Here is a 12,474-nt window from a genome sequence, read left to right on the forward strand (position 1 = left end):
GTGTACGGGTGGTGATGCGGTCGCGCTCCGATTATTCGTGCGCAGCCTGACCCTGGGTCTGGCCTGTCTTCTCGCCCTGCCGACCCTGGTCAGTGCGCGCGAGGTGCGCGTGGGGGTGTACGACAACCCCCCCAAGGTCACCGCCGATGCCAGCGGCATCATGGGCGACTTGCTGCAGGAAGTGGCGCGCCGCGAAAACTGGACCTTGGTGCCCGTGCCCTGCCGTTGGGACGCCTGTCTGGCGAGCCTGGAGGCCGGCTCTCTGGACCTGATGCCCGATGTGGCGCGCACCGACTCGCGGGTGCGCCTGTACGACTTCCACCGCGTGCCTGCCCTGCACAGCTGGTCACAGCTCTACCGCAAACCGGACCAACACATCGAGTCGATGCTGGACCTGCAGGGCAAACGTGTGGCCGTGCTCGATGGCTCCAGCCAGCAAGAGTACCTGGCCACCTTGCTGGCCGGTTTTGGCCTGCGCACGGAACTGGTGCCACACACCACGTTTGACGAAGCGTTTGCCCGTGTGGCCGCTGGTGAGGCCGACGCCGTCGCCGTCAACCACCACTTTGGCGACTTGGCGGCGAGGCGCTACAAGCTGGTGGAAACCAGCCTGATGTTCCAGCCTTCGCGCCTGTTTTTTGTGGCGGCCAAAGGCCGCAACGCCGATTTGCTGGCCGCGCTAGACCGCCACCTCGAGCCCTGGCAGGCACAGCCCGATTCGCCCTACTACCAGGTGCTCAAACGCTGGGCCGTGCCACGCGAATCACCGCCCATTCCGGCCGCGTTCTGGTGGGGGCTGGGCGGCGTGGTGACCGCGCTGTTGCTCGCGCTGGCTTTTGTGGCGTTGCTCAAGCGCGAGGTGGCGCGTCGCACCGCCGAGCTGCGCGCCAGCGAGGACAAGCTGTCCACCATCCTCAACAGCGTGGACGCCTTCATCTTCATCAAAGACACCGAGCTGCGCTACCTCTATGCCAACCGACAGGTCTGCGAGCTGTTCGGCAAACCGCTGTCCGAGATCGTCGGCCAAGGCGACAGCGCTTTTTTTGACCAGACCACAGCCCGGCACCTCCGGGTCACCGACCAGCGCGTGTTCGACCGGGGCGAACGTCTGGTGCAGGAGGAAGTGAACCGGCTGCCCGACGGCAGCCAGCGCACCTACCTCTCCGTCAAGCTGCCGCTGCGCCGGGCCGACAACAGCATTTACGCGCTGTGTGGCATTTCCACGGACATCACAGAACAGCGCCAGTTTTTGCAGGAAATCCATCAGCTCGCGTACCACGACCCACTCACCCACCTGGCCAATCGGCGCCAAATGATCGAGCGCCTGCAGCAGTTGTTGGCCGACCCGGCCGCCGGCCTGCACCAGCACGCCCTGCTGCTGCTCAACCTCGACAACTTCAAGGGCCTCAACGACACCCACGGCCACAACGTGGGCGACCTGCTGCTGCAACAGGTCGCACAACGCCTGAGCGGCTGCGCCCGTGCCGACGACCTGGTGGCGCGGCTGGGCGGCGACGAGTTCGGCCTGCTCATGACCTCGCTCAACGCCCAGCCCGGTCTGGCCATGCGGCAGATCGAAACCGCCGCCACCCAATTGGTGCGCGCCATCACCGACATGCCCTTCCAGCTTGAAACACTGACCCACCCGGCGTCGGTCAGCGTCGGCATCGCGCTGCTGAACCAGCAAGACCACTCGGTGGAGGCGGTGCTCAAACAGGCCGACATCGCGCTGGCCCAGGCCAAAGCCGCCGGGCGCGGCACGGTGCGCTTTTTCCGCTCCGACATGGAGGCGGTGATCGCGGCGCGTGCGGCGCTGGAAGCCGACCTGCGGGACGGCCTGGCGCAACGTCAGTTTCTGCTCCACTACCAGCCACAGATCGACGAACACGGCGCGGTGTTCGGGGTCGAGGCCCTGGTGCGCTGGCAGCACCCGCAACGTGGCATGGTGCCGCCGGGCAGCTTCATCGGACTGGCCGAGGTGTCGGGGCTGATCGAGCCGCTGGGCCTGTGGATTCTGCGCAGCGCGTGCGAACAGATCGCAGCCTGGCGCGACGACCCACAACGCGCGCACCTGCTGGTGGCGGTCAACATCAGCGCCCGCCAGTTGCACCACCCCGAATTTGTGCAACAGGTGGCCACGGTGTTGGCCGAAACCGGGGCCGACCCACAACGCCTGGAACTGGAGCTGACCGAAAGCCACCTGGTGGAAGACGTCGAAGGCGCCACCGCCAAAATGCACTCGCTCAAAGCGCGTGGGGTGCGGCTGTCGCTCGACGATTTTGGTACCGGGTATTCGTCGCTCAACTACCTCAAGCGCCTGCCGCTGGACCAGCTCAAGATCGACCAGAGTTTTGTGCGCGACCTGCTGCTCGACGCCAACGACCTGTCCATCGTCAAAGCCATTGTGGACATGGGCCGCAACCTGAAACTGAACGTGCTGGCCGAAGGGGTAGAGACCCAGGCACAGCTCGACATGCTGCGGCAAGCCGGTTGCAAGCGCTACCAGGGTTACCTCTTTTGCCACCCGGTGCCCGTGGACCAGCTGCCCACGACCTACACCCCCCACCCGCCTCACTCGGAGCTGACCGCATGACGGCCCCCGTTTTGTTTGGCCTCATCGTTCTGGTGCTGGCGGTTGTGGCCTACCTCGTGCTGCGCCGTGCGGCGCCGCGCCGTGACAACACACCACCCGCCACGCGCCCCGCCGAGCTGCGGGCCGTTCCGCCCACACACCAGCCCGTTGCAGTCCCACACAGGGCCCCATCGGAGGGCACACCTGTGGCGGTGTCCTCACGCCCATTGCCCCCCGAACTGGCGACTTTCCGCATCACACCGGTGCAAGACATGCCCCCCGCCCAGCGCGATGCCCTCACCGAGGCCTTGCGCAACATTCCCCGACCACCCCGTGCGCTGCACCGCCTGATCTCGCCCGAGTTCCTCGCCACGGCCACCTCGACGGAAATGAGCGAGCTGGTCATGAGCGAGCCGCTGATCGCCGCCAAGGTGCTGTCCACCGTCAACTCTCCGCTGTATGGGCTGCAGCGGTCTGTCACCAGCATTGGTCAGGCCATCACCTTTCTGGGCATGAACACCGTGCGCAGCATCTGCGTGCGTTACCTGCTCGACGAATCCTTCCAGGCCAGCGACCCCGCCAGCCGCCGCGTGTTCGAGCAGTTGTGGACCGCCAGCGCCATTGCCAGCGAGTTGTGCTCACGCCTGAGCAAACAGCTGCACATGGCCGACGCCGGCACCCTGGTCACCCAGGTGGTGCTCTCGTTTGTGGGCCACATGGCCGTGGCCACCCTGCCCCAGAGCCGCGCCCAGCCGGCACTGACCGACATGTCGCTTGATTTGGTGCAGCGCTACAGCGCACAACAGCAGGCGCTGGGGCTGTGTGCGCCCGAGATCGGTCGCCTGTTGATGACCAGCTGGGAACTGCCCGCCAGCATCGTGCAAGGGGTGGGCGACATCGATCTGGTCCTCACCCAGCCTGCAACGGGCCTCGACACCACAGCCGCAACACGCCGTGCCCTGCCCTACCTGTGCGCCCGCCTGGCCGAGCGCCTGACCGCACGCGCGCTCGACACACTGGCCCAGTGGCACTTGGCCACCGACACCGCCCTCTGCACCCACCACCTGGCGGGTCATTTGCAGCCCGCCCAGGAGGCCGCGCTGCAAACGTTGCTCGGCGCGCCCGAGCTACAAACCAGCGTGGATCAGCTGTTGGGCAAAGGCGCCGACACGGCGGCGTGAGCAATGGGCAACAAGGACGAGGCCGCATCGGCCAGCAGCACCGCGCCATAACCACGCGAACGCGGCACCGCACCCGCCACGCCCATGCGCAGCGGACCCAACGCGGCAATCGCCGCGGCCACCCGCTGGCCCGCCAGTTGCGCGCCGTCCAGCGGCGTGTCGGGCAACAACACCGCCACCCGCTGAGGGCCCAGACAGGCCACGAGGTCGGTGGTGCGCTTCATCTCGGCGGCCACCGCGCGCGTCACATCGCGCAACAACACCGAGGGCTCGTTGGCCGATTTGACCCCCCAGTCAAGCAGGATCATCGACAGCGGCGACTCGCTGCGAAAACCGCGCGCAGCCTCTTCTTCCAACCGGGTTTCAAACAGGCGCGCATCGGCGGCCTGGAGTTCGTCGTCAAAGTGGCCCTGGCGCGCCAGACGCTCGTGCAGCACCTGGGCGCTGGCGGCCACCGCGTCGGCCGCTGCCAATGCGGCGTCGCGCGCGCGGGCGTGCGCGGACAGCTCCAGGTACAGGTGTCCCACCAGATTGAGCAGCGCGCGCTGGCCGGCCTCAGATACACCCGGATCGTCCTCGTAGGCATCCACGGCCGCCCGCCCCGCTTTCACCTGGCGCATCTGCCGCACCATGGATGGGTCCACCCCCAGGATGTGCAGACCGATCCACGACACCAGAAATCCCATCAGCCGGCCATGCAGGTCGGGCTGGGTGGCGCGGCCATTCCACATCTCGCGCAAGTTGATGATGAACTGCTCGTGCTGGCGGCGGTGTTTCTGCTGGTGGCGCTCGTCGATGCCGGCTTCGCGCATGAGCTGCTCTTCGCCGGTGAACTGGGCTCGGGCGTAGTTCATGAGGCGGTCGAAGGCGCGGCGCAGCGCGGCTTCGCGTTCGTCGGACGACACACCGGCGTGGAACAGGGTGTCGTGCAAGCGGTTGAAGACGTCGATCAGCGCCTTGTGCTGCTCGTCCAGCTCGGGCAGGCCGGTGCTGAAGTGGTGGTCCCAGACAAACAATTGCATGGTGCGCGGTCTCCTCGTGTCGCGGCCTGACCGCAGCACGGGCTGTGGTCGAACGCCTCAGATAATACGCGCACCTGGCGCTGAGTCGGCTGACCCGGCCTCAGGCCAGCGCGGCAATCCACTGTGTGGCGCCACGCAGCTTCACCGCCAGGTCGCGGGCCAGGTTTTCCAGCAGCCGTATCTTGATCTCTGGCATCTGTTGGGCCAGTGCCTCCAGGTCGTTCACATGCAGCACGCGGCAGCGCACGTCGCTGTCGGCCACCACCGAGGCGGTGCGCTGGGTCTGGCCCAGCAGCGTCATTTCGCCAAACTCCATGCCCGGCCCCAGCGACGCGATGCGTTGGTGCCCCCCTTCGTCCAGCGGCACCAACACGCTGACCCGCCCGCTCTCGATGAAAAAGACACGGCCGTCACCGGCCTCGCCGGCCTTGAGGATGGTGTCGCCAGCCCCAAACAGCTCGGTGCTCATGTGGCTGTCCATGAGCTTGAGCATCTCGGGCGAGTAGCCGGCCAGCAAGGGCGAGTCGGCCAGGGGCACGGCCACCTCCTCGGTCGACCCCATGCCTTGCAGCAAGCGGTTTTCGCACCACTCCACCGCCAGGTCGTTGTCTTCGAAAACCAGAAACCCACGGTCCTGCGCCCCCGACGCGCGCGCCAGCGGTTGCAGGATGGCGGCGCGCCGGTGCACCCGCGAACACACCACCGGTTTGCCCTCGATCTGCAGCGTGCGCCGCACCTGGTGCAACATCAAGGCGGCGCTGTCGGCCACGCCGGTGACCTGGTTCATGTCGAGAATGAAGCAGTCGGTGTCAGCAGCCATGCCCAGCATGCGGCGCACGATGTACTCCACCCCGTCCACTGCCAGCATGCCGTGCAGCGAGAGGTATTTGATGCGGTGCGCGTGCGCCTGCAGGTGCGCCCGGGCCGGCCCCACGGGTTTGCGGCGCGATGCCGCGTCGGCCCCGGTGTAGACCCGGCCCAGGGCCTGGCGCGGGTCGCGCACCTGCTGGAACATGTGCAGGCCAAAGTCGCGCGAGATGCGGCGGCAGGCCTCGATGCCGCGCACGCTGTTGCCCTTGGCGTCGAGCCGGGGCGAAAAGATGGCGATGCCAAAACGCCCGGGGATGACCGCGATGACACCGCCGCCCACGCCGCTTTTGGCCGGCATGCCCACCTCGTACAGCCAACTGCCAGCAAAGTCGTACATGCCACAGGTGGCCATGACGCTGAGCACCTGGCCCACGTGTTCGGCGGGCAAGGCGCGCTGCCCGGTCAACGGGTTGACCCCGCCATTGGCGAGCGTTGCGGCCATGTAGGCCAGGTCGCGGCAGCTCACCTCGATGGCACATTGCCGGAAGTAGTTCTCGAGCGAGGCCATGGGCTCGCCTTCGATGATGCCGAAGTTCTTGAGCATCCACGCGATGGCCCGGTTGCGGTGGCCGGTGCTGCTCTCGGACTGGTAAACCGACTCGTCCACCGTGACCGGGTGCCCCACGAAGGTGGCGATGGACGACTCGATGCGCTGCCACTGCGCCTCGGTGGTGCGCCCGGCCAACAGGCTGGTGGTGGCGATCGCACCAGCATTGATCATGGGGTTGAGCGGCGCACCAGTCTGGGGATGCAGGCTGATGGAGTTGAAGGCGTCGCCGCTGGGCTCCACGCCCACCTTTTCGGACATGGCCTGCTGTCCCCGGTCGGCCAGGGCCATGCCGTACACGAAGGGCTTGGAGATGGACTGGATGGTGAACAACTGCTCGGCATCCCCCACGCTGTAGGCCACGCCGTCCATGGTGACGATGCTGATGCCCAGCCAATCGGGGTTGGCCTTGGTGAGTTCGGGGATGTAGCTGGCCAGTTCACCAGCGTTGGCGCCGGCCAATTGTGCGTGCAGCGCCTGGAGGTAGGCGGCGATGGGTGCCTGCATGGAAATCTGCTCTTGGTGGCCTGGGGTGCAGGCACTGAGCAATTCGCGTACCCGGCGCAGGCGAGCCGGGTACGCACCTCTACCCTAGGGGGTTCAGATCAGCGGCACGCCGGTCTTGCTCTGGATGAACTCGCGCGTCACGCCGTCGGCCAGTTCCACCAGCTTGAGGCCTTCGGGCGTCACGTCCATCACGCCCAGGTCGGTGATGATGCGGTCCACCACGCCCACGCCGGTCAGCGGCAGGGTGCACTCGGGCAGGATCTTGAGGTCTTCGGTGCCGTCTTTTTTCTTGGCCACGTGTTCCATCAGCACGATCACGCGCTTGACGCCGGCCACCAGGTCCATGGCGCCGCCCATGCCCTTGATCATCTTGCCGGGGATCATCCAGTTGGCCAGGTCGCCACGGGCGTTGACCTGCATGGCGCCCAGGATGGACAGGTTGATCTTGCCGCCACGGATCATGGCAAAGGACTGGTCGGAGCCGAAGATGGACGAGCCCTTGATGGTGGTCACGGTCTGCTTGCCGGCGTTGATCAGGTCGGCGTCCACCTCGTCTTCGTAAGGGAAGGGGCCGATGCCCAGCATGCCGTTTTCGCTTTGCAGCCAGACCTCAATGTGGTCGGGCACATGGTTGGCCACCAGCGTCGGGATGCCGATGCCGAGGTTGACGTAAAAGCCGTCTTGCAGTTCAGATGCCGCGCGCGCGGCCATTTGGTCTTGGGTCCAGGGCATGTCGGTCTCCTCAAACTTTGCGGTCGCGGGTGGTGCGCTTTTCAATGCGCTTTTCGGGCGTGGCGTTGAGCACGATGCGGTGCACGTAAATGCCCGGCAGGTGGATGTCGTCGGGCGCCAGTTCGCCGGTGGCGACGATGCGCTCGACCTCGACGATGCAGATCTTGCCGGCGGTGGCGGCGGCGGGGTTGAAGTTGCGCGCCGTCATGTTGAAGCGCAGGTTGCCGCTGCGGTCGGCCACATCGGCCTTGATCAGCGAGACGTCGGGCACCAACGAACGCTCCATCACGTAGGTCTCGCCGTCGAACTCACGCAGCTCCTTGCCTTCGGCCACCAGGGTGCCCACACCGGTTTTGGTGAAAAAGGCGGGGATGCCGGCGCCACCGGCGCGCAGCTTCTCGGCCAACGTGCCTTGGGGCGTGAATTCCAACTCCAGCTCGCCCGACAGGTACTGGCGCTCGAACTCCTTGTTCTCGCCCACGTAGCTGCTGATCATCTTCTTGATCTGGCGCGTCTGCAGCAGCTTGCCCAGTCCAAAGTCGTCAACGCCGGCGTTGTTGGAAATGGCGGTCAGATTCTGCACGCCGCTGTCGCGCAGCGCGTCGATCAGCGCCTCGGGAATGCCACACAGGCCAAAGCCGCCCACGGCCAGCAGTTGGCCATCGGCCACCACGCCTTTGAGCGCTTCGGCCGCGCTGGGGTAAATCTTGTTCATGCCACCGGTCTCCAGTCAGAAAGTGAAGGGGTCTACGAGAAACGCTACGATACTACGTATTCAGATACGTAGTATTTCGTAATGTCCAACCCGGCCCCCACCCACGCCGCCATCGATTACCGCCTGGCCTTTGACCTGGCGCCGGTGGGCCTGGTGCTCTCGCGCCACCGCACCATGGTGGACTGCAACCGCGCCGTGTGCGACATGTTCGGCGCCAGCCGCGAACAGCTGGTGGGTCAGAGCTTTCAAATCCTCTACCCCAGCGCCGACGAGTACCAGCGCACCGGCGAGCGCATTGCACCCATCATGAACACGCGCGGCCACTATGCCGATGACCGCTTGATGAAACGGGTGGACGGCGCTCAAAAGGGCGAGACATTCTGGTGCCACGTGACCGGGCGTTCGCTGGACAGGAACGACCCCCACGCCGCCGGCATCTGGAGCTTTGAAGACCTGAGCGCACGCCGCACGGTGAAGGCCGACCTCACCGCCCGCGAGCGTGAGGTGGCCGCGCTGGTGATGCAGGGCCTGACGGCCAAGGAGATCGGCAAAACCCTGGACATCAGCCACCGCACGGTGGAGATCTACCGCGCGCGCCTGATGCGCAAGTACCAGGCCAACGGCATCACCGACCTGGTGCAGCGCTTGTTGGTGGGCTGAACGGCCGCAGCGTCAGGCCCGAACGCCGGACAAGCGGAACACCGACACCGTCTGCAACAGGTCGGCGGCCTTGCGGCGCAGCGCCTCGGCCACCGCCGCCGACTCTTCCACCAAGGCCGCGTTTTGTTGGGTGGCCTGGTCCATGTGGCCCACCGAGTCGCCCACCTGGATCACACCCGCGCTTTGTTCGTCGCTGGCGGTGCTGATCTGGCTGACGATGGTGTTGACCTGCCCGATGCTGTGCACAATTTCTTCCATGGTCTGGCCCGCGCGGTGGACCAGACCGCTGCCCTCGCTCACCCGCCGCACACTGTCGTCGATGAGGTCCTTGATTTCCTTGGCCGCCGCCGCGCTGCGCTGGGCCAGGTTGCGCACCTCGCCGGCCACCACGGCAAAACCTCGGCCCTGTTCGCCCGCACGCGCGGCCTCCACCGCGGCATTGAGCGCCAGGATGTTGGTCTGAAACGCGATGCCGTCGATGACACCAATGATGTCGGCAATGCGGCGCGAGCTGTGGTTGATGCCCTCCATGGTGGACACCACCTGGGTCACCACCTCGCCACCCCGCAGAGCCACCGCGCTGGCACCTTGAGCCAGCTGGTTGGCCTGACGCGCGTTGCCCGCGTTCTGCTGCACGTTCACACCCAGCTGCTGCATGGTCGATGCGGTGTGGCTCAGGGTGCCGGCCTGCTCCTCGGTGCGCTGCGCCAGATCGTTGTTGCCCTGCGCAATCTGCGAGCTGGTGCTGGCCACGTCTTCGGCGTTGCTGCGCACACTGGAGACAATGCGGGCCAGCGCCTGCTGCATGTCGCGCATGGCCGCCAGCAGTGGGCTGAACTCGTCGTTCGCGCCGTCTCTCACCTCGGTGCTCAGGTCGCCATCGCGCACACGTTGCGCCACGGCACGGGTCTGCTCCACCCGCTGGTGCAAACGGCGGCCAATGTAAGCAAACAAGCCCAACAGCACCACCGTGATGGCCACCGCCATGCCCACGAGCAACACCAAGGTGCGCCTGGCTTCGCTGACCAGGCGCCGGGTGTCGGCCTGCAGGCCGGCCTGCTGGGCGCGCCGGGTGTCGTCCAGCACCGCCAGCACGGCGTTGCGTGCCGGTATGGTGCGCCGGACCAGGAAATCGAACGCCTCCTCGGTGCGGCTGTCGGCGATCAGTTGGAGGTTGGCCTCGCCTTCCTGCCAGAAGGCTTTGTACAGCCGGGGCAGGTCTGCCAGGCGGCTGCGGGCCTGGTCGTCGTCCGCCGCCGCTGTCAGCTGGCCCAACAAGGCATCCAGCGCCTGGCGCTTGGCAACAATGTCGTCGAGGGCGGCGCGGCGCTCGGCCGGGTCACGCGCCAGCATCATGTGGCGCAACTGCAGCGAAACACGGGTGACGTTGAGTTCCATCGCCGAGGCCGCCTCCAGCTGCGACACGCGTGAGGTCTCGATGTAGGTGGCGCGGCGTTGCACGTCCCCCAGGTTGTGGTACGCGAACGCGGCCAGCATGGCCAGCCCCAGCGTGAGCACAGCGGCAACCAGATACATGCTGGCGCGCAGACCCAGCGAACGGATGAATGGCATTTTTTTCCTCCCTGACCCGCCCCGGTGGGGCTTACATCAGCCTGGGCACCGGACCCTTCCAAAGGGCGGTGCCACACGGCCTATATTACTTTTTTTGTCATTTTCGTTCCCACAAAAACAATTGACTCACCATTGTTGACTGTTTTAGGCGGGATTGCTCCCGCCCATCAGAAGGTTTCCCAGTCTTTGTCGTCACCGCCAGGGGCCGGGCGCGCCGCCGCTGGCGCGGCAATCGCACGGGGCGTTGCACCCACCTTGGGCGGGGCCGACGCCGGGCGCGAGGTGGGCCGGGGCTGGGTCAAGGCGGTGGGTGCGGGTTTGCGAGGCGCAGCAGGCGGGGGGGCGGGCCGGCGTGGCGCGACAGGCGCACTGGGTGGCGGCGCCACCGACTCGTTGCCCAAGCGGAACACCGACACCACCTGCGCCAGGCGCTGCGCCTGTTCGCGCATGCTGTCGGCGGCAGCGGCGCTCTCCTCCACCAGGGCGGAGTTCTGCTGCGTCATCTGGTCCAACTGCGACACCGCCTGGTTCACCTCGGCAATGCCCTGGCTCTGTTCGGCCGAGGCGCTGTGGATTTCGGCAATGATGTCGCTCACACGTTTGACCGAACTGACGATCTCGTCCATGGTCTGGCCGGCTTGTGCCACCAACTGGGTGCCGCTGTCCACCTTGGCCACCGAGGCGCCGATCAGCTCCTTGATCTCCTTGGCCGCTGCCGCCGAACGCCCGGCCAAGCTGCGCACCTCGGACGCCACCACCGCAAAACCACGGCCCTGCTCGCCAGCGCGCGCAGCTTCCACGGCGGCGTTGAGCGCGAGGATGTTGGTCTGGAAAGCGATGCCGTCGATGACGCCGATGATGTCGCTGATCTTGCGGCTGCTGTCGTTGATTTCGCCCATGGTGCTGACCACCTGCGCCACCACCTGACCACCGCGCTGGGCCACCTCGGCGGCAGACGATGCCAACTGGTTGGCGGTCTGGGCACTGCCGGAAGTCTGCTGCAGGGTGCCGGTGAGCTCCTCCATCGACGAGGCGGTTTCCTCCAGGTTGCTGGCGGTCTGTTCGGTGCGCTGAGACAGGTCGGCATTGCCCTGGGCGATTTCGCTGGAGGCGTTGGCGATGCTGTCGGTGGAGCTGCGCACCTCGGCCACCAGTTGGCGCAGCGAGTCCACCATCTGGTGCAGGCCATCGAGGATGCTGCCCGTCTGGGTGGGCGGCAGGCGCACGCCCAGGTTGCCCTTGGCCACTTCCGACATGGCGGCATAGGCCACATCAGGCTCGCCGCCAATCTGGCGGATGACCGAACGCGCAATCACCCAGCCAATGCCACCGATGATCAGCAGCGCGACCAGCAACAACACCGCATCCTGCACAAAACGCTGGCGAATTTGCTGGTCCAGGTCGTCGGTGTACAAGCCCGATCCCACCATCCAGTTCCAGCCATCAACCTTGATGATGTATTGCAGCTTGGGCACCGCCACGGTGGAGCCGGGGCGGGGGAAATTGGTGGGCACAAACGCACGGCCATCGCGGCTGTTTTTCATGCCATCCATCAGCGCCACGATGATGTCCACCCCGGCGCCGTCCTTGACCTTGCCAATCATGTTCTGGCCGTTCCACTCGGTGCGTATGGGGTGCATCACGCCCACACCGTCCAAGGTCCAGATGTAGAAGTACTCGGTCTTGCCCTCAGGGCCGCCGTAACGCGACAGCCCCACCGCCTCGGCGGCGGCCTTCTTGGCGTCGGCTTCGCTCATTTCGCCCTTGGCGGCTTTGGCCTGGTACCCCAGTACGGTACCGTGGGCCGCCTGCACAGCCGTCACCAGTTGCTGCTGGCGCGCTTCGGTGATCTGGGTGCGCGACTGCAGGGCCGCCGTCACCGCCATCAGCATCACCGCGACCACGGAGGCCGCCACCAGCAGGCCAATCTTGGCCTTGAAACTCAAACGGTTGAGCATGTTGTCTCCTCTGTCAGCAGCAAATAGAACTGTCCGGTTTTGTAGCAAGTAGATTGTCCGCTTTGACGTGATGTGATGGTGCTGGCAGCCAAGCTGCGAAGGGCGCAGCCCGAAGCGGCTTGGCTGCCAGCACGCGAT

At 66.1% G+C, this 12,474-nt stretch carries 9 protein-coding genes; 3 read left to right on the plus strand and 6 right to left on the minus strand.

Features of this window, described 5'->3' with window-relative positions; all coding sequences use genetic code 11:
- Positions 1–37: 37 nt before the first annotated feature.
- Positions 38–2,593: an EAL domain-containing protein gene (locus ACFQPB_RS15145; protein ID WP_382224915.1), complete on the plus strand. Its 2,556-nt coding sequence runs from the start codon at positions 38–40 to the stop codon at positions 2,591–2,593.
- Positions 2,590–3,753, plus strand: coding sequence for an HDOD domain-containing protein (locus ACFQPB_RS15150; RefSeq protein ID WP_382224918.1), 1,164 nt, complete (start codon positions 2,590–2,592; stop codon positions 3,751–3,753). The genes ACFQPB_RS15145 and ACFQPB_RS15150 overlap by 4 nt, the downstream gene beginning before the upstream one ends.
- Here the strand turns inward: ACFQPB_RS15150 and ACFQPB_RS15155 are convergent.
- The 4 genes from ACFQPB_RS15155 to ACFQPB_RS15170 form a co-directional block, all read right to left on the minus strand.
- Positions 3,717–4,775: a hemerythrin domain-containing protein gene (locus ACFQPB_RS15155; RefSeq protein ID WP_382224921.1), complete on the minus strand. Its 1,059-nt coding sequence runs from the start codon at positions 4,773–4,775 to the stop codon at positions 3,717–3,719. The two genes, ACFQPB_RS15150 and ACFQPB_RS15155, sit on opposite strands and share 37 nt — an antisense overlap.
- A gap of 100 nt (positions 4,776–4,875) precedes the next feature.
- Positions 4,876–6,699: a glutaminase A gene (glsA, locus tag ACFQPB_RS15160; RefSeq protein WP_382224923.1), complete on the minus strand. Its 1,824-nt coding sequence runs from the start codon at positions 6,697–6,699 to the stop codon at positions 4,876–4,878.
- Positions 6,700–6,792: 93 nt separating this feature from the next.
- A complete protein-coding gene (locus ACFQPB_RS15165) occupies positions 6,793–7,431 on the minus strand; it encodes a 3-oxoacid CoA-transferase subunit B (protein WP_382198917.1) in 639 nt (212 codons plus the stop codon).
- A 10-nt stretch (positions 7,432–7,441) separates the two neighbouring features.
- On the minus strand, positions 7,442–8,146 hold the full coding sequence (locus tag ACFQPB_RS15170) for a CoA transferase subunit A (RefSeq protein ID WP_382198916.1): 705 nt from the start codon (positions 8,144–8,146) through the stop codon (positions 7,442–7,444).
- A gap of 81 nt (positions 8,147–8,227) precedes the next feature.
- On the opposite strand from ACFQPB_RS15170, the gene ACFQPB_RS15175 reads away from it, so the two are divergent.
- On the plus strand, positions 8,228–8,806 hold the full coding sequence (locus ACFQPB_RS15175; RefSeq protein WP_382224926.1) for a LuxR C-terminal-related transcriptional regulator: 579 nt from the start codon (positions 8,228–8,230) through the stop codon (positions 8,804–8,806).
- Positions 8,807–8,818: 12 nt separating this feature from the next.
- Here the strand turns inward: ACFQPB_RS15175 and ACFQPB_RS15180 are convergent, their stop codons facing one another.
- Together ACFQPB_RS15180 and ACFQPB_RS15185 are read right to left on the minus strand one after the other, a co-directional pair.
- Positions 8,819–10,378: a methyl-accepting chemotaxis protein gene (locus ACFQPB_RS15180; RefSeq protein WP_382224929.1), complete on the minus strand. Its 1,560-nt coding sequence runs from the start codon at positions 10,376–10,378 to the stop codon at positions 8,819–8,821.
- Between the two features lie 167 nt (positions 10,379–10,545).
- Positions 10,546–12,336, minus strand: a complete 1,791-nt coding sequence (locus ACFQPB_RS15185) for a methyl-accepting chemotaxis protein (RefSeq protein WP_382224932.1) — start codon at positions 12,334–12,336, stop codon at positions 10,546–10,548.
- Between the last annotated feature and the right edge of the window lie 138 nt (positions 12,337–12,474).

It is taken from the genome of Hydrogenophaga atypica, assembly GCF_042665215.1.
In the GTDB taxonomy this organism is placed as follows: domain Bacteria; phylum Pseudomonadota; class Gammaproteobacteria; order Burkholderiales; family Burkholderiaceae_C; genus Hydrogenophaga; species Hydrogenophaga defluvii_A.